Raw genomic sequence first — 16,434 nt, 5'->3', positions numbered from 1 at the left:
AGGATCGGCACGCAACAAACAACAGGGAGGAAACTGACATGAAGAAATTGACAGCATTGGCGCTGATGGGTGCCTTGGCGAGCGGTCCGGCGCTGGCGGATCTGGTGTTCCCGGATCTCAGCTATCGCACCGGACCTTTTGCGGCAGGGGGCATCCCGTTCTCGGACGGCTACCAGGACTATTTCACGATGGTGAACGCGCGGGACGGCGGCATCGGCGGCATCCCCGCGAAAGTCATCGAATGCGAGACCGGCTATAACACCGAGAAGGGCGTCGAATGCTACGAGGCGACCAAGGGCGAGGGCGCGCTGGTCTATCAGCCGCTGTCCACCGGCATCACCTACCAGCTGATCCCCAAGGTCACCGCCGACGGCATTCCGCTGCACACCATGGGTTACGGGCGCACCTCGGCGGCCAACGGCAAGGTGTTCAGCCATGTGTTCAACTACCCGGCGAACTACTGGGACGCGGCCAGCGTGGCGATCAAGTACCTGCTGAGCGAGAATGGCGACAGTCTGGAGGGCAAGAAGATCGTGCTGCTGTTCCACAACTCGGCCTATGGCAAGGAACCGATCCCGACGCTGGAAGCGCTGTCGCAGAAATACGGATTTGATCTGACCACCATCGCCGTGGATTCGCCGGGCCAGGAGCAGAAGAGCCAGTGGCTGCAGATCCGGCGCGAACGGCCGGACTATGTGCTGATGTGGGGCTGGGGCGTGATGAACCAGGTCGCCGTGCAGGAAGCCGCCAACATCCGCTTCCCGATGGAGAACTTCATCGGCAACTGGTGGGCCGGGGCCGAGCACGACGTGACGCCGGCGGGCGAGGCGGCCAACGGCTACAAGGCGCTGAACATGAACAAGGTGGGCGATCTGCCGGTGTTCGCCGACATCCAGACCCATGTGCATGACGCCGGGCTGGCGGCCGGGGACGGCTCGAACCTGGGATCGGTGCTGTACACGCGCGGCATGTACGCGGCGATGCTGGCGGTGGAAGCGGCCAAGACCGCGCAGAAAATCAACGGCACCGCCGACATCACCGCCGCGCAGATGCGCGACGGCATGGAAGCGCTGGAAATGACCGCCGCCAAGATGGAAGCCCTGGGCATGCCGGGCGTCGGGCCGGAGTTCAGCGTGACCTGCGAGGATCACGGCGGATCGGGCATGGGCATCGTCCAGCAATGGGACGCGAGCGCGAAAGCCTGGGTGCCGCTGACCGATTTCATCGCGCCCGAGGATGACGTGACCGGGCCGCTGGTGATCGCGGACTCGGAGGCTTTCGCCGCCGAGAACGCCATCGCGCCGCGCTGCGAATAAATCCCTCTGCCCCGGCGGCGGCGCTGTCTGCCGCCGGGGCGCATGAGTATTTTTGACAAGAAAAAGCAGGGGCCGCCGCGCCCCGGATCAGACGAGGATCGCCATGCTGGATGCCACTGCCGAGACCCGGGAGACGCTTCTGGAGGTCAACAACATCGAGGTGATCTACAACCATGTGATCCTGGTGCTGAAAGGCGTCAGCCTGAGCGTGCCCAAGGGCGGCATCACCGCGCTGCTGGGGGGCAATGGGGCGGGCAAGACCACAACGCTGAAGGCGGTGTCGAACCTGCTGCATTCCGAGCGTGGCGAGGTCACCAAGGGCTCGATCCATTATCGCGGCGAGCGGGTGCAGGGGCTGGATCCGGCAACGCTGGTCAAGCGCGGGGTCATCCAGGTCATGGAAGGCCGCCATTGTTTCGAGCATCTGACGGTGGAGGAAAACCTGCTGACCGGCGCCTATACGCGGCGCGACGGGTCCGCGGCGATCAACAAGGATCTGGAGCTGGTCTATCACTATTTCCCGCGTCTGAAGGAGCGGCGCCGCTCGCAAGCGGGCTATACCTCGGGCGGGGAGCAGCAGATGGTGGCCATGGGGCGGGCGCTGATGGCGCGGCCCGCGTGCATCCTGCTGGACGAGCCCTCGATGGGGCTGGCGCCGCAGCTTGTGGAAGAGATCTTCGGCATCGTGAAGACGCTGAACGAGCAGGAGGGGGTGAGCTTTCTTCTGGCCGAGCAGAACACCACGGTGGCGCTGCGCTATGCCCATTACGGCTATATCCTGGAGTCGGGGCGCGTGGTGATGGATGGACCGGCGAAGGATCTGCTGGAGAACCCGGATGTGAAGGAATTCTACCTGGGCGTTTCGGAAGAAGGCCGCAAGAGTTTCCGGGACGTGCGGTCGTACCGCCGACGCAAGCGCTGGTTGAGTTGAGGCCGATGGGACCGGAGATCCAGACCACGGCGCGGCTGACCTGCCCCGAATGCGGGCAGGTCGAGGCGTTGACCATGCCAACCGACGCCTGCCAGTGGTTCCATGAATGCCGCAATTGCCGGACCGTGCTGCGCCCCCTGCCGGGCGATTGCTGCGTGTTCTGTTCCTATGCCGATGTGCCCTGCCCGCCGGTTCAGGCCGGGTCGGGCTGCTGTTCCTGAGGGGAAGTAACCGATGACCGCATTCTACGATGACTGGGAAACCCGCAGTGCCGATGCGCGGGCGGGATCCATTGCCGAATGCCTGCCGGCGCAGATCGCGGCGGCGCAGGCGCTGCCCGGCTATGCCGAAAGCCTTGCCGGGATTGCGGCCGAGGAAGTCACCGATTTGGCCGCGCTGGCGCGCCTGCCGGTGCTGCGCAAGGCCGAATTGGGGGCCGCGCAAAGGGCCGCGCCGCCCTTTGGCGGGCTGGTGCCGCATGCGGCCTCGGGGTTTGCCCATATCTTCCAGTCGCCGGGACCGCTGTATGAACCGGGCATGATCAGCCGCGACTGGTGGCGGCTGGGGCGGTTCCTGCATGCCTGCGGCATTGGCGCGGGCGACATCGTTCAGAACTGTTTCGGCTATCACCTGACCCCGGCGGGCATGATCTTTGAAAACGGCGCGCGGGCGGTGGGGGCGGCGGTGATCCCCGCCGGCACCGGCCAGACCGAATTGCAGGCGCAGGCGGCCCATGACATCGGGGCGACCGCCTATGCCGGCACGCCGGACTACCTGAAGGTGATCCTGGACAAGGCCGATGCGATGGGGCTGACATTGAAGATCAAAAAGGCGGCGGTGTCGGGCGGCGCGCTGTTTCCGGCCTTGCGGCAGGAATATGCGCAGCGCGGCATCGCCTGCCTTCAGTGCTATGCCACCGCCGATCTTGGCAACATCGCCTATGAATCGCCCGCCATGGAGGGGCTGATCGTGGACGAGGGCGTGCTGGTCGAAATCGTCACCCCCGGCACCGGCGATCCGGTGGCGCAGGGCGAGGTGGGAGAGGTTGTGGTGACCTCGCTGAACCCGGACTATCCGCTGATCCGCTTTGCCACCGGCGATCTGTCGGCGGTGCTGCCCGGCGAGTCGACCTGCGGTCGGACCAATTTGCGGATCAAGGGCTGGATGGGACGCGCCGACCAGACCGCCAAGATCAAGGGCATGTTCGTGCGGCCCGAGCAGGTCGCCGCATTGGTCGCCCGTCATCCGGAGGTGGCCCGCGCCCGCGTGACCGTCACCCGCGAGGGTGCGGCGGATGCCATGCTGGTGCAGCTTGAGACCGAGGCCGGCGATCCCGCCGCCTATGGCGACTCGGTGGCGGCGGTGCTGAAGCTGAAGGGGCGGATAGATCTGGTGGCGCCGGGGAGCTTGCCGCGCGACGGCAAGGTGATCGACGATCAGCGCGACTACGACACGGGCTGAGCCAGGGCGAGTCACAAAAAAAGCCGCCCGAGGGCGGCTTTCGTCGTGTTCAGGACCGGGGCAATCAGCCCTGGCGTGCCTTGAACCGTTTCTGGGTCTTGTTGATCACATAGACCCGGCCCTTGCGGCGCACAACACGGCAATCGCGGTGACGCTGCTTGAGCGAGCGAAGCGAGTTTCTGACCTTCATGGTCCTCTCCTATCCGTCGCGGCGCGTCGTTGCGCCTGTTGAACCTGACCTTGCCTGCGCAAGGAATGAATGGTGGGCGATACTGGGATCGAACCAGTGACCCCTTCGATGTCAACGAAGTGCTCTACCGCTGAGCTAATCACCCCTTCCCGCAGCTTCCATTGCGTCTGAAACGCCCCTTCCGCGCGGTGGTGCAGGGTCTATAGAAGGAGTCGGCGAGGGGTTCAAGGGGTATTGGAGGCGAAAAAAAATCGGCTATATGAATGGGTCATGAGATGCGAGTGCCCGTGCCCTACGACCTGATTATTCCCGATCCGGTGACCACTCCGGTGGTCTTCGCCTCGCCGCACAGCGGACGGGCCTATTCCGGGGCATTCCGGCGGCGGTCGGTGCTGAAGGGCAATGCGCTGCGGTCTTCCGAAGACGCTTATGTGGATCAGCTGATCGCGGCAGCGCCCGAGATGGGGGCACCGCTGCTGACGGCGCGCACCCCGCGTGCCTATGTGGATCTGAACCGCAGCCTGGACGAGCTTGATTCGGCGGTGATCGAAGGGGTGCGTCGTCTGGCGCACAACCCGCGCGTCAGTTCCGGGCTGGGGGTGATTCCGCGGGTGGTGGCGCAGGGCCAGGCGATCTATTCCGGCAAGCTGTCGATGATCGAGGCGCAAACCCGGTTGGATCGGCACTGGCGACCCTATCACGCGGCGCTGGCCGAGGTCATGCAGCAGCAGAAGGCGCACTTTGGCAGGGCCATCCTGATCGACTGTCATTCGATGCCGCACGAGGCGATCACCTCGGCCTCGCCGCGGCGTGCGGCGCCGCAGATCGTGCTGGGCGACCGGTTCGGGGCGGCGGCGGACGAAGACTTCGTGGATCGCCTGGAAAGCGCCTTTGTCGCCGAAGGGCTGCGGGTGGCGCGCAATGCGCCCTTTGCCGGGGCCTTCATCTCGCAGCGCTATGGCCGGCCAGCCTATGGGCAGCACGTGGTGCAGGTGGAGATCGACCGGGCGCTGTACATGGACGAGACGCGGATGGTGCGCAGCAGCGGCTTTGCCGAGACCCGGCAGATGCTGACCCGGGTCATGGCCGAGATCGTCAAATACGGGGCGCCCAAGGTGCCGCTGGCGGCGGAATAGCCGCTCAGTCCGGGTAGCGGATGCCGCGAAATTCCGGGAAATCCGCATAGAGCCTTTGGCGGGCGGCGCGGTCCATCGGCGGCGGCGCGCCGGGGCGCAGCAACAGGCCGCGCGGTGCGATGTAGGAGGCGATGCGGCCTTCGGGATCTTCGCGCCATGTCAGGTTGAAAGCCGCCAGCCGGGGAAAGAACTGGAGCGCCGAATAGGGCAGGTGATCGTGCAGCCACCACGCCAGGTGCCGCCAGTCGCGCCCCTGCGCGTAGCGGTCGGCGAACCATGGGATCACGATGCAGGCGCAAGCGCCCATGCGGCCCTGTGCGTCGCGCCGGTCCCAGATGTGATTGGCCGCGCTGGCGGCGTTGCGGGCGCAGTTCAGACCCTTTGCATTGCCGAAGGCGTTCAGATCGGCGCCGCGCAAGGCCGAGCGGACATGCATCGGCCCGAAGGTCTCGACCAGCGGATCGAGCAGATCGGTGCACAGCCGGGTTCCGGCGGTAATGGCCAGATCGGGATCCTCGGGCAGGTTCGGGCGCAGGTGAATGGCGGCGATCTCGGAGAACAGAAAATCGCGCATGAAGAAGAACCGCGACAGCCGGGTGCGTCCGAAATTTTCCAGTGAGGTGACGCTGCTGATCTTGCGCATGGGGCCAGCCTAGCGCAGGGCGCGGCCCTTGACGATGGCCTGCGGGCCGAAGCGTTCGCGGATGGCATCGGCGGCGCGTTCGGCTTTTTCCCGGCGCGCGGCGTCCGGGTCCAGCAGGTCGGCGGTGGCCCCGGCCTGATCGGCGGGCATCAGATCACTGAGGCCGACGCCGATCAGGCGGAACGGTCCCGCGTCGCCGGCCCGGTCGTACAGCGCGCGGGCGTGGCGATAGAGCGTGTCGGCCAGTTGCGTCGGCGCGCGCAGGGATTCGCGGCGGCTGAGCAGGGCGTGGTTGGCGCGTTTCAGCTTCAGGGTGACGACCCGGCCCGCATAGTCCTTGGCCTTGGCGCGATCGGCCACCTTTTCCGACAGCCGCCACAAATGGCCATCGAGGATCTCGGGATCGGCGGTGTCCTCAAAGAAGGTGGTTTCGTTGGAGATCGACTTGACCGGGCGGCGGGCCGAGATGGAACGCGCGTCCTGCCCCCGCGCCAGATGCCAGAGCCGTTCGCCGAAGCCGCCGAAGCGGGCGTGCAGGTCGCGCCGGTCCCAGCGGCGCAGATCCGCGAAGGTGCGGATGCCGGCCTTGTCGAGTGCGGCCTGCGTGGCCTGCCCGACCCCCCAGATCAGCCGCACCGGCTGGTGTTCGAGGAAATCCGCGGTTTCGGCCTTGCCGATCACCGAGAAACCGCGCGGCTTGTCCAGATCCGAGGCCACCTTGGCCAGGAACTTGTTGTGGCTGAGGCCGATGGAGCCGGTGATGCCGATCTCCTCCTGCATCCGCTTCACCAGTCCGGCCAGCACCACCGCCGGCGGCGCGCCATGCAGTTTTTCGGTGCCGGTGAGATCGAGGAAGGCCTCGTCCAGCGACAGCGGCTCGACCGCCGGGGTCAGCGCCTCCATCATGTCGCGGATCTGGCGGCTGACGCGGGCATAGGTGGCCATGTCGCCGCGTACCACCACCGCCTCGGGGCAAAGCTTCAGCGCCTGGAACATGGGCATGGCCGAGCGCACGCCCTTGATCCGGGCGATGTAGCAGGCGGTGGAGACCACGCCGCGCTTGCCGCCGCCGATGATCACCGGCTTGTCCCGCAGGTCCGGGTTGTCGCGTTTCTCGACGCTGGCATAGAAGGCGTCGCAATCCATATGCGCCACCGAGAGCGAGAACAGCTCGGGGTGGGAGAGCATCCGGGGCGATCCGCAGGAAGGGCAACGCGCGGGCGTGCCGGGAGGGGTCGCCAGGCAATCGCGGCACAGGCTGGGCATGGGGCAGGATTAGGCGGTTGGCGTGCGCCGGGCAAGCGGTCTGCGGCGGCGGCAGTCCGGGGGTAGTTAACCCAAGGGCAAGAATTCCAGACCTTGAAGCCTGCGTTCCCTTGACCGAATTGCGCCGGTCGCGGCATGATCCGGGTGGGCCGTGCCGGAAGGTGCGGCTCACGAGTTTCAGGGGCCGGGTGTTTCGGCGTATCTCGCTCAAGCCGCTGAGATCACGGACATATATCCTAGATACAGGATTGGCCGTGCGGGCCGCTGGACGGCACCCGCCCCTGTCTGCAGGCGGTGCGTGTGGTGGGGTCGCGCCGTGAGTATTTTGGACAAGAAAAAGCTCAGAGCGCAGCAAGTTCGGCCTGGATCGCCTGGGCGGCGGCGCGAGGGTTGTCGGCGGTCCAGATCGGTCGGCCCACCACGATGTGGTCGGCACCGTCGGTGATGGCGTTGGCCGGGGTGGCCACGCGTTTCTGATCGCCAAGTGCGCTGCCGGTGGGGCGCACGCCGGGGGTGACGATGAGTTTTCCCGCGGCTTCCGGCAGGGCGCGGATCAGGGCGGCCTCTTGCGGGGAGGCGATGACGCCATGGGCGCCGGCTTTGAAGGCGCGGGCGGCGCGTTCGGTGACGAGATCGCGAATCTCGCCGTTTTGGATCAGGCAAGCGTCGAGGTCGGCGCGGTCGAGCGAGGTCAGGATGGTGACTGCGAGGATCTTCAGGTTGGAGCCGGCCGCCCCTTCGCGGGCCGCGTGCACAACATGCGGGTCGCCGTGCACGGTCAGGAAGTCGAGATCGAATTGCGCCAGACCGCGCACCGCGTGTTCCACCGTCGCGCTGATGTCGAATAGCTTCATGTCGAGGAAGATGCGCTTGCCGTGATCCTGCTTGAGTTCATTGGCCAGCGCCAGCCCGCCCCCCGTGAGCATCCCCAGCCCGATCTTGTAGAAGCTGGCGGCATCGCCGATCTTCTGGGCCAGTTGCAGCCCGGACAGGGCGTTGGGCACATCGAGGGCGACAATCAGGCGGTCATCGGTCATGGCGGGCTCCGGTGGTTTTTCGGGTGATGAGGCCCGGCGGGGGCAAGGTCAAGGCCCGCAACACCGGGAAAATGCGCGCGGACCCTTGAGCCGGGCGTGCAGAATTCCCAAATTCAACCTGAGGCCCGACAGATCCCGTGCCGCCAAGCCGGGCGGGATCGCACAGGGTGCTGAGAAAAGGAGAACACCATGAACCTTGAAAAGTTCACGGAGCGGTCGCGCGGTTTTCTGCAAGCGGCCCAGACGATTGCGATGCGCGAGGGGCATCAGAAACTTTCCCCCGAACATGTCCTGAAAGCCCTGCTGGATGATGAGGAAGGTCTTGCTGCCAACCTGATCAAACAGGCCGGGGGCGCGCCCGAGCGGGTGCGTGAGGCCACCGAGCTGGCCCTGTCGAAGCTGCCAAAGGTCAGCGGCGATGCCGGTCAGGTCTATATGGATCCCCAGACCGCCAAGGTGCTGGACGAGGCCGAGAAGATCGCCACCAAGGCCGGCGACAGCTTTGTCGCCGTCGAGCGTATCCTGACCGCGCTGGCGGTGGTCCGGTCGAAGGCCAAGGAGGCGCTGGACGCCGGGGCGGTCACGGCCCAGACGCTGAATTCGGCGATCAACGACCTGCGCAAGGGGCGTACTGCGGACAGTGCTTCGGCCGAAGATGGCTATGACGCACTGAAGAAATACGCGCGCGACCTGACGCAGGCGGCGCGCGACGGCAAGATCGACCCGATCATCGGCCGCGACGAGGAGATCAGGCGCACGATGCAGGTGCTGAGTCGGCGGACCAAGAACAACCCGGTGCTGATCGGGGAACCCGGCGTCGGCAAGACGGCGATTGCCGAGGGTCTGGCCCTGCGCATCATCGACGGTGACGTGCCCGAAAGCCTGAAGAACAAGCGGCTGATGGCGCTGGACATGGGATCTTTGATCGCGGGCGCCAAGTATCGTGGCGAGTTCGAGGAGCGTCTGAAGGCGATCCTGAAGGAGATCGAGGCCGCGGCCGGCGAGATCGTGCTGTTCATCGACGAGATGCACACGCTGGTTGGCGCGGGCAAGGCGGATGGGGCGATGGATGCCAGCAACCTGCTGAAACCGGCGTTGGCGCGCGGGGAGCTTCACTGCGTCGGCGCGACCACTCTGGACGAATACCGCAAGCATGTCGAGAAAGACGCGGCCCTGGCGCGGCGGTTCCAGCCGGTGCTGGTCGAGGAACCCACGGTCGAGGACACCGTGTCGATCCTGCGCGGTATCAAGGAGAAATACGAGCTTCACCACGGCGTGCGGATCAGCGACTCGGCCCTTGTGGCGGCGGCGACCCTGTCGCACCGCTATATCACCGACCGTTTCCTGCCGGACAAGGCCATCGACCTGGTCGACGAGGCCGCCAGCCGGTTGCGCATGGAAGTGGACAGCAAGCCCGAGGAACTGGACGCGCTGGATCGCCAGATCCTGCAGTTGCAGATCGAGGCGGAGGCCCTGAAGAAGGAAGACGACACGGCGTCGAAAGACCGGCTGGAGAAGCTGGAGGCCGAGTTGGGCGACCTGATGCAGCGCTCGGCCGAGATGACGGCGCAATGGCAGGCCGAACGCGACAAGCTGGCCCAGGCCCGCGACATCAAGGAAAAGCTGGACCATGCCCGGGCCGAGCTGGATCAGGCCAAGCGCGAAGGCAACCTGGCCCGCGCCGGGGAGCTGTCCTATGGCGTGATCCCGGATCTGGAAAAGAAGCTGGCCTCTGCCGAGGAAGTCGAAAGCGACGTGATGGTCGAAGAAGCCGTGCGGCCTGAGCAGATCGCCGGTGTGGTGGAACGCTGGACCGGGATTCCGACCTCGAAGATGCTGGAAGGCGAGCGCGAGAAGCTGCTGCGCATGGAAGAGGAACTGGGCAAGCGGGTTGTCGGCCAAAGGACGGCGGTCACCGCCGTGTCGAACGCCGTGCGTCGCGCGCGGGCCGGGTTGAACGACGAGAACCGGCCGCTGGGCTCGTTCCTGTTCCTTGGGCCGACCGGTGTCGGCAAGACCGAACTGACCAAGGCCGTGGCCGAGTATCTGTTCGACGACGACAACGCCATGGTGCGCATCGACATGAGCGAATTCATGGAGAAGCACGCGGTGGCCCGCCTGATCGGCGCGCCTCCGGGCTATGTCGGCTATGACGAGGGCGGGGTTCTGACCGAGGCCGTGCGGCGGCGTCCGTACCAGGTGGTGCTGTTCGACGAGGTCGAGAAGGCGCACCCGGATGTGTTCAACGTGCTGTTGCAGGTACTGGATGACGGCGTGCTGACCGATGGTCAGGGCCGCACCGTGGACTTCAAGCAGACGCTGATCGTGCTGACGTCGAATCTGGGGTCGCAGGCGCTGAGCCAACTGCCCGAGGGGGCCGATGCGGCGCAGGCCAAGCGCGACGTGATGGACGCGGTGCGGGCGCACTTCCGGCCCGAGTTCCTGAACCGTCTGGACGAGACGATCATCTTCGATCGATTGAACCGTGCGGATATGGATGGGATCGTCGATATCCAGCTGGCGCGTCTGGAAAAACGTCTGGCTGCCCGCAAGCTGTCGGTGGAACTGGACGAACCGGCGCACAAGTGGCTTGCCGATGAAGGCTATGACCCGGTGTTCGGGGCGCGTCCCCTGAAGCGCGTGATCCAGCGCGCCCTGCAGGACCAGCTGGCCGAGATGATCCTGGCCGGGGACGTGAAGGACGGCGACGTCATCACGGTTTCGGCCGGGGCCGACGGGCTGATCGTAGGGGACCGGATCAGCGCGTCTCAGCGGCCCAAGCCAGAGGACGCGGTCATTCACTAGGCGCCCTTGACTGGTTACAACACGGGGGGCGGTCCTGCGGGGCCGCCCCCTTTTCTTGCTTACCCTTCGGGCAGGATCACGCTGTCGACCACATGGATCACACCGTTGCTGGCTGCGATGTCGGCCTGAATGACCATCGCGTCGTTGACCTTCACGCCATCACGGCCATCGATGATCAGCTCAGCCCCGTTGACGGTCCTGGCGCTGACGGTCTGGTCCACCAGTTCACCCGACATCACCTTGGCGGGCACCACGTGATAGGTCAGGATCGCCACCAGCTGATCCTTGTTTTCCGGCATCAGCAGGGTTTCGACGGTGCCATCGGGCAGGGCGGCAAAAGCCTCGTCGGTGGGGGCGAAGACGGTGAAGGGGCCGGAGCCTTTCAGGGTCTCGACCAGCCCGGCGGCCTGAACCGCGGCAACGAGGGTGTTGAAGCTGCCCGCTTCGACCGCCGTGTCCACGATGTCCTTGCTGTGGCCATCGGCGAAGGCCGGACCGGCGAAGAAGGCGGCGGCGGTCAGGGCAGTGAAAGTTCTGCGAAACATGTGTGGTCTCCGTTGTTGCACAAGGAACGCATCGTTGCGTTGGAGGAGAGAGTAGGAAGGCGTCGGCGGAAATCAGGCCGGTTGGTCGCCGGAATGTTCCTTGACGCAGGCCTCGACGCGCCTAAGCCGGCGTTTCCGGGATTTCCAGTCAACTCAAAGTGAGGGCTTGTGACGAAAAAACCGGCGCGGGCTTCAGTTTCCCTTTGTCCTTTGGCGGCGATTGTGACGCAATCAGGGGCATTCGGACCGGGTGACAGGCACCGGGGCGGCCGAACAGGGAGAAGCGGATGGAATTTGTAGAACGCGGGCTGAACTTTCTGGGGCTGCTTCTGGTCCTGGGCTTCATGGTCGCCATACTGGCGGCCGCCACCCTGTTCATCATCGACCGGATACAGACCCGCGACGCCATCCGCCGCAACTATCCGGTGCTGGGCCGCTTCCGGCATCTGTTCACCTCGTTGGGGGAGTTCTTCCGGCAGTATTTCTTTGCCATGGATCGCGAGGAATTGCCGTTCAACCGGGCGCAGCGCGACTGGGTCACGCGGGCGGCCTCGGGCAAGGGCAATACCATCGCCTTCGGATCGACCCGCAATCTTGACGTGGTGGGCACGCCGATCTTCGTGAACTCGGCCTTCCCGCCGCTGGACGAGGAAGCCGCCCCGGCAGGGCCGCTGGTCATCGGACCGGGCGCGCGCAATCCGTTCGAGGCGCCGTCCTTCTTCAACATCTCCGGCATGAGCTTCGGTGCCATATCCAAACCGGCGGTTCTGGCGCTGGCGCAGGGGGCCAAGGAGGCTGGCATCTGGATGAACACCGGCGAGGGCGGCGTGTCGCCCTATCACCTGAAATCGGGCTGCGATCTGGTCTATCAGATCGGCACCGCGAAATACGGGGTGCGCGACGTGGCGGGGCATCTGGACGACGGCAAGCTGGCCGCCATCGCAGCCCATGACAACATTCGCATGTTCGAGATCAAGCTCAGCCAGGGCGCAAAGCCGGGCAAGGGTGGCATCCTGCCAGCGGCCAAGATCACCCCCGAGATTGCCGAGATTCGGGGCATCCCGTTGAACGAGACCAGCTATTCCCCCAATCGCCACACGGAAGTGCACAATTGGGACGACCTGCTGGATTTCATCGGCCATGTGCGCGAGGTCACAGGCAAGCCGGTGGGCGTCAAGATGTGCATCGGTTCGGTCGACGGGGTGCGGGAGTTCTTTTCGACCATCAACGCGCGCGGCGCCGACAGCGCGCCGGATTTCATCACCATCGATGGCGGCGAGGGCGGGACCGGGGCCTCGCCCATGCCGCTGATGGATCTGGTGGGAATGCCCATTCGTGAGGCCTTGCCGCGCATGTCTGACATGTTGAAGGAATACGGGCTGCGCGACCGCATCCGCCTGATCGCCAGCGCCAAGCTGGTCAATCCCGGCGATGTGGCCTGGGCGCTGGCGGCTGGGGCCGATTTCGTCACCTCGGCGCGCGGCTTCATGTTCGCGCTTGGCTGTATCCAGGCGCTCAAGTGCAACAAGAACACCTGCCCGACCGGCATCACCACCCATGACCCGCGCTTCCAGAAGGGGCTGGTGGTCGAGGACAAGTTCCGCAAGGTCGCCAACTATGCGACCTCGGTGGTCAAGGAGGTCGAGGTCATCGCCCATTCGGTGGGGGTCGATGGCCCGCGCCAACTGGGCCGGGGCCATGTACGTCTGGTGCAGCCCAACGGCCGGTCGCTGCGGATGAATGCGCTCTATCCCGAGCCCGAGCGTATCAGCCCGGCCTGACACATTCCCAACGCAGCTGTGAGCAGGGTTGTCTTTGAAGACGCGGCCGGGAGCGTTAAGTTCCCGGTGACCAACGGAGGATCCGATGCGCCGTCAACCCCGCAGCCTGACCTGGGCCGATGTCACGCCCGAAGCCGATTTCCTGAACCGCCGGGCCTTGCTGGCCGGTGCCGGCGCCCTTGGCCTGGCCGCACTGGCGCGCCCGCTGCAGGCGGCGGGGGCGTATTCCACCGATGAGGCGCCCAACAGTTTCGAGGACATCACCCAGTACAACAACTTCTATGAATTCGGCTGGGACAAGACCGATCCGGCCCGCTATGCCGAGGCGCTGACCACCGATCCCTGGAGCGTCAAGATCGACGGCATGGTCGAGCGCCCCGGCACCTATGATCTGGCGGAACTGATGGCCGGGCTGGCCATCGAGGAACGGATCTACCGCTTGCGCTGTGTCGAGGCCTGGTCGATGGTCATCCCGTGGAACGGCTTCGAGCTGCGCGGCCTGCTGAACAAGGTCGGCGTCCAGCCGTCGGCGAAATACGTGGCCTTCGAGACCCTGTTCCGCCCCGAGGAAATGCGCGGCCAGCGCACCTCGGCGCTGGACTGGCCCTATCGCGAGGGGCTGCGGCTGGACGAAGCCATGAACCCGCTGACCCTGATCGCCACGGGGCTGTACGGCAAAACCCTGCCCAACCAGAACGGCGCACCGCTGCGGCTGGTGGTGCCGTGGAAATACGGCTTCAAGTCAATCAAGTCGATCGTGCGGATCACCCTGACGGATCAGGAACCGCCGACCACCTGGAACATGTTGCTGCCCCGTGAATACGGCTTCTACGCCAATGTGAACCCGGAAGTGGATCACCCGCGCTGGAGCCAGGCCAGCGAACGCCGGGTCGGCAGCGGCCTGTTTGCCAAGAAGCAGCCCACACTGATGTTCAACGGCTATGCCGACGAGGTGGCGGGTCTGTACTCCGGCATGGATCTGGCGAAATTCTACTGACAGCGGACGCGCGCCCCGGCAGCACGGGCAAAGGGCCTTGGGCATGACACGACAGACCACACCCGGCGCGGTCGCACCGCAGCCGTCGCCTTGGGCGGCGGTCGCCAATGGCCTGAACGGGGCCACCCGGCGCCTGCCGACGTGGCCAGTCTATCTGTTCGGCCTGCTGCCGGTGCCCTGGTTCTTCTGGAAAGCCCTGAACGGCGAGATGGGCGTCAACCCGGTCGAGGCGCTGGAACACCGCTATGGGCTGTTCGCCCTGCAATTCCTGGTGGCCGGTCTGGCCGTGACCCCCCTGCGCCGCCTGCTGGGGATCAACCTGATCCGCTTTCGCCGCGCCATCGGCCTGACGGCGTTTTTCTATGTGCTGGCCCATCTCAGCGTCTGGGCCCTGCTGGACGTGCAGTCGCTTGCGGCGATCTGGAAGGACATCGTCAAGCGGCCCTATATCACCATCGGCATGACCGGGTTCCTGTGCCTGCTGCCGCTGGCGCTGACCTCGAACAACTGGTCGCTGCGCCGGATGGGGCCGCTGCGCTGGCGCCGCCTGCACAGGCTGACCTATCCGGCGGTGCTGCTGGGATCGGCGCATTTCGTGATGCTCGTAAAAGGCTGGCAGACCGAGCCGATCCTTTACTTCGGCGCCATCGTCGGCCTGCTGCTGCTGCGGTTGGTGCCGGGCCGCTAGGGCGCCGGGCAGGAGGCCGCTGTCAGCGCTGCCCGCGCCTGATCGCCAACATCTTGCGGGACATAGCGCGACCACGCCATGCGATAGGGCGTGCCTGCAGCGTCCCGGTTCATGTATTGCCACGCAAGCGCGCGGTCGGGTCCGAAGACCAGCAGCCGGCCCGCCGTGTCTTCCTCCACGATCAGATGACCGGACTCGGTCATCTCCGACAGCCCGTTTGTGGTGGCCAGCACCACCGCCTCCTCCAGCGCCGCCTGATAGGGGCTTGTCACGGTGTCGGCGGCGAAATCATAGACCAGCACGTTGGATGTCGTGTCGATATAGCCGCCGGCGCCCCGGTTGCGGACATTGTTGTTGAACACCGAGATCGTGGTCGGTCCCAGGATATCCACGTCATGTTGGGCCATCCACGGACCGCGCTTCATCCACAGGATTTCATCGGTCGAGGGCCGGTACAGCAGGATCGCCGCGATATCCCGCGCACTGATCAGCACATCGCCGGTCTTCCAGAACGGCCCGTCCGACAGCACCGGCTGAATGTCGTTCAGATGCAGCGGATCCTCGCGGTAGGCGCCGATCTGGTAGACCATGTATTCGTGGCCGTGATCGATCAGAAGCTGCGTCAGCGACCGCGTGAACAGGATTTCTCCCTCGGGCGAGATCTGCACCAGGGTATCGTCGTGGAACTTCTCGGACAGGCCAAGATCCGTCGGTTCGGTAAAGCCCGGTGCCCAGTAGTTGCCCTCCGCATCCCGGTTCAGGGAATGGTGCAGCATGATGTCGTCCTGCCTCCACAGCACGTCTCCGCAGGCATCCAGCCGCATTAGCGGCGAGGTCTGGCCGTGCATCACCAGCGTGCCATCGGCTTCCAGCAACGGGTGCATGGCGCGGAAGCGGGCGGACGACCAGAAGGCATAGGGCACGATCTTCGAGGTGCGCGGCAGACCGGCAAACAGCGTTTCGGGGTCCGGCAGCCAGCGGTGCAACACCGAGAAATCGCTCAGGTCCACCAGTTCCACCACGGTCCGGCCGAGGTCGCCATCGATCCGGCTGAACAGCAGGTAACCCGAGATCGGCGGCCCCTCCGAGACCGGCGACCAGCCCGAGGGAATCCCGGCCAGCCGCCCTGCGCTGCCCGCGTGAAAGGCCGAGCCCGTCTCCAGCGCGCTTTTCAACACTTCGGGCAGGTCCGCCACGAAATAGGCCGCGTCCCCGATGGTGCCCCAGCGCGATGACCGGTCAGGATGCTGGCGCGAGACGGCCTCGTTCTTCACGATCTCGCCGAACAGGACAATTCCGGGCAGAACCAGAACCAGAAGCAGCAGCACCAACCACACTTCCACACGCTTGAACAACACACGCTCGAACCACATCGTCGACTCCTTCCATCCAATGGCCCTGTCGCCGGGTGTTCCGGGCTGGGCTGCTGGGAGGTACTGTCACATCTGACTTTAACTTGCCGCGATCTTTGCGAAGAACCGGCGGCGCAGCAACCCTTGTCCGCTCGGAAGCCCCTGTGGAGTCCCCTGGGAATCGCCACGGCGGTGTCATGGTTGCCAGGTGCCCTTTGGTCATTGGGTATAGCGGTACCTTTTGTTGTCTGGGTTCGGTTGGTTTTGGGTTTGTCCTGGGGTGATT

General features: G+C 65.4%; 15 protein-coding genes and 1 tRNA gene. 9 read left to right on the top strand and 7 right to left on the bottom strand.

What is annotated here, in order from left to right:
- Positions 1-38: 38 nt before the first annotated feature.
- From AB0T83_RS13980 to AB0T83_RS13965, 4 genes are all read left to right on the top strand, one after another.
- A complete protein-coding gene (locus AB0T83_RS13980; RefSeq protein WP_366193783.1) occupies positions 39-1,316 on the top strand; it encodes an ABC transporter substrate-binding protein in 1,278 nt (425 codons plus the stop codon).
- Between the two features lie 103 nt (positions 1,317-1,419).
- Positions 1,420-2,247 carry an ABC transporter ATP-binding protein gene (locus AB0T83_RS13975; protein ID WP_366193781.1) on the top strand — a complete coding sequence of 276 codons (828 nt, stop codon included), beginning with the start codon at positions 1,420-1,422 and terminating at the stop codon, positions 2,245-2,247.
- A gap of 5 nt (positions 2,248-2,252) precedes the next feature.
- Positions 2,253-2,468 (top strand): GDCCVxC domain-containing (seleno)protein, encoded by a 216-nt coding sequence (locus AB0T83_RS13970; protein WP_366193779.1) that lies wholly within the window; start codon positions 2,253-2,255, stop codon positions 2,466-2,468.
- 13 nt (positions 2,469-2,481) lie between these two features.
- Positions 2,482-3,708, top strand: a complete 1,227-nt coding sequence (locus AB0T83_RS13965) for a phenylacetate--CoA ligase family protein (protein ID WP_366193777.1) — start codon at positions 2,482-2,484, stop codon at positions 3,706-3,708.
- Positions 3,709-3,772: 64 nt separating this feature from the next.
- Here AB0T83_RS13965 and ykgO read toward each other — a convergent pair whose 3' ends face one another.
- Together ykgO and AB0T83_RS13955 are read right to left on the bottom strand one after the other, a co-directional pair.
- Complete coding sequence (ykgO, locus tag AB0T83_RS13960) at positions 3,773-3,898, bottom strand: type B 50S ribosomal protein L36 (protein WP_133343857.1); 126 nt, start codon at positions 3,896-3,898, stop codon at positions 3,773-3,775.
- Positions 3,899-3,968: 70 nt separating this feature from the next.
- Positions 3,969-4,043, bottom strand: a tRNA-Val gene (locus AB0T83_RS13955).
- A gap of 136 nt (positions 4,044-4,179) precedes the next feature.
- On the opposite strand from AB0T83_RS13955, the gene AB0T83_RS13950 reads away from it, so the two are divergent.
- Entirely contained in the window at positions 4,180-5,034 is an 855-nt protein-coding gene (locus tag AB0T83_RS13950) for an N-formylglutamate amidohydrolase (RefSeq protein WP_366193775.1), read from the top strand.
- Between the two features lie 4 nt (positions 5,035-5,038).
- Here the strand turns inward: AB0T83_RS13950 and AB0T83_RS13945 are convergent, their stop codons facing one another.
- From AB0T83_RS13945 to pyrF, 3 genes are all read right to left on the bottom strand, one after another.
- A complete protein-coding gene (locus AB0T83_RS13945; RefSeq protein WP_366193774.1) occupies positions 5,039-5,677 on the bottom strand; it encodes a hypothetical protein in 639 nt (212 codons plus the stop codon).
- A gap of 9 nt (positions 5,678-5,686) precedes the next feature.
- The gene (locus tag AB0T83_RS13940) at positions 5,687-6,943 is read right to left on the bottom strand and encodes a DNA polymerase IV (protein WP_366193772.1); all 1,257 of its coding nucleotides are present in this window, start codon (positions 6,941-6,943) and stop codon (positions 5,687-5,689) included.
- Between the two features lie 341 nt (positions 6,944-7,284).
- A complete protein-coding gene (pyrF, locus tag AB0T83_RS13935) occupies positions 7,285-7,980 on the bottom strand; it encodes an orotidine-5'-phosphate decarboxylase (RefSeq protein WP_366193770.1) in 696 nt (231 codons plus the stop codon).
- 189 nt (positions 7,981-8,169) lie between these two features.
- Here pyrF and clpB point away from each other — a divergent pair, with 189 nt between their 5' ends.
- Positions 8,170-10,785: an ATP-dependent chaperone ClpB gene (clpB, locus tag AB0T83_RS13930; protein WP_366193768.1), complete on the top strand. Its 2,616-nt coding sequence runs from the start codon at positions 8,170-8,172 to the stop codon at positions 10,783-10,785.
- A 59-nt stretch (positions 10,786-10,844) separates the two neighbouring features.
- Here the strand turns inward: clpB and AB0T83_RS13925 are convergent, their stop codons facing one another.
- Positions 10,845-11,330, bottom strand: a complete 486-nt coding sequence (locus AB0T83_RS13925; RefSeq protein WP_366193766.1) for a fasciclin domain-containing protein — start codon at positions 11,328-11,330, stop codon at positions 10,845-10,847.
- 287 nt (positions 11,331-11,617) lie between these two features.
- On the opposite strand from AB0T83_RS13925, the gene AB0T83_RS13920 reads away from it, so the two are divergent.
- The 3 genes from AB0T83_RS13920 to msrQ all read left to right on the top strand — a co-directional run bounded on the left by AB0T83_RS13920 (position 11,618) and on the right by msrQ (position 14,796).
- The gene (locus AB0T83_RS13920; RefSeq protein ID WP_435891176.1) at positions 11,618-13,111 is read left to right on the top strand and encodes an FMN-binding glutamate synthase family protein; all 1,494 of its coding nucleotides are present in this window, start codon (positions 11,618-11,620) and stop codon (positions 13,109-13,111) included.
- Between the two features lie 85 nt (positions 13,112-13,196).
- A complete protein-coding gene (msrP, locus tag AB0T83_RS13915; protein ID WP_366193764.1) occupies positions 13,197-14,108 on the top strand; it encodes a protein-methionine-sulfoxide reductase catalytic subunit MsrP in 912 nt (303 codons plus the stop codon).
- Between the two features lie 43 nt (positions 14,109-14,151).
- Positions 14,152-14,796: a protein-methionine-sulfoxide reductase heme-binding subunit MsrQ gene (gene msrQ / locus AB0T83_RS13910; RefSeq protein WP_366193762.1), complete on the top strand. Its 645-nt coding sequence runs from the start codon at positions 14,152-14,154 to the stop codon at positions 14,794-14,796.
- On the opposite strand, the gene AB0T83_RS13905 is transcribed toward msrQ, so the two are convergent.
- Complete coding sequence (locus AB0T83_RS13905; RefSeq protein ID WP_366193760.1) at positions 14,793-16,169, bottom strand: arylsulfotransferase family protein; 1,377 nt, start codon at positions 16,167-16,169, stop codon at positions 14,793-14,795. The genes msrQ and AB0T83_RS13905 overlap by 4 nt on opposite strands.
- Positions 16,170-16,434 lie beyond the last annotated feature (265 nt).

Source organism: Meridianimarinicoccus marinus (assembly GCF_040689105.1).
Lineage (GTDB): Bacteria > Pseudomonadota > Alphaproteobacteria > Rhodobacterales > Rhodobacteraceae > Meridianimarinicoccus > Meridianimarinicoccus marinus.
The sequence above is the reverse complement of the archived record's forward strand: the minus strand, read 5'-3'. Positions and strand labels throughout refer to the sequence as shown.

What these genes read in the sequence shown, in the direction of transcription:
- AB0T83_RS13940 (WP_366193772.1), bottom strand. Translation starts at nt 6,943, where the DNA reads ATGCCCAGCCTGTGCCGCGATTGCCTGGCGACCCCTCCCGGCACGCCC.
- msrP (WP_366193764.1), top strand. Translation starts at nt 13,197, where the DNA reads ATGCGCCGTCAACCCCGCAGCCTGACCTGGGCCGATGTCACGCCCGAA.
- AB0T83_RS13965 (WP_366193777.1), top strand. Translation starts at nt 2,482, where the DNA reads ATGACCGCATTCTACGATGACTGGGAAACCCGCAGTGCCGATGCGCGG.
- AB0T83_RS13970 (WP_366193779.1), top strand. Translation starts at nt 2,253, where the DNA reads ATGGGACCGGAGATCCAGACCACGGCGCGGCTGACCTGCCCCGAATGC.
- AB0T83_RS13980 (WP_366193783.1), top strand. Translation starts at nt 39, where the DNA reads ATGAAGAAATTGACAGCATTGGCGCTGATGGGTGCCTTGGCGAGCGGT.
- AB0T83_RS13945 (WP_366193774.1), bottom strand. Translation starts at nt 5,677, where the DNA reads ATGCGCAAGATCAGCAGCGTCACCTCACTGGAAAATTTCGGACGCACC.
- AB0T83_RS13920 (WP_435891176.1), top strand. Translation starts at nt 11,618, where the DNA reads ATGGAATTTGTAGAACGCGGGCTGAACTTTCTGGGGCTGCTTCTGGTC.
- ykgO (WP_133343857.1), bottom strand. Translation starts at nt 3,898, where the DNA reads ATGAAGGTCAGAAACTCGCTTCGCTCGCTCAAGCAGCGTCACCGCGAT.
- clpB (WP_366193768.1), top strand. Translation starts at nt 8,170, where the DNA reads ATGAACCTTGAAAAGTTCACGGAGCGGTCGCGCGGTTTTCTGCAAGCG.
- pyrF (WP_366193770.1), bottom strand. Translation starts at nt 7,980, where the DNA reads ATGACCGATGACCGCCTGATTGTCGCCCTCGATGTGCCCAACGCCCTG.
- msrQ (WP_366193762.1), top strand. Translation starts at nt 14,152, where the DNA reads ATGACACGACAGACCACACCCGGCGCGGTCGCACCGCAGCCGTCGCCT.
- AB0T83_RS13925 (WP_366193766.1), bottom strand. Translation starts at nt 11,330, where the DNA reads ATGTTTCGCAGAACTTTCACTGCCCTGACCGCCGCCGCCTTCTTCGCC.
- AB0T83_RS13975 (WP_366193781.1), top strand. Translation starts at nt 1,420, where the DNA reads ATGCTGGATGCCACTGCCGAGACCCGGGAGACGCTTCTGGAGGTCAAC.
- AB0T83_RS13905 (WP_366193760.1), bottom strand. Translation starts at nt 16,169, where the DNA reads ATGTGGTTCGAGCGTGTGTTGTTCAAGCGTGTGGAAGTGTGGTTGGTG.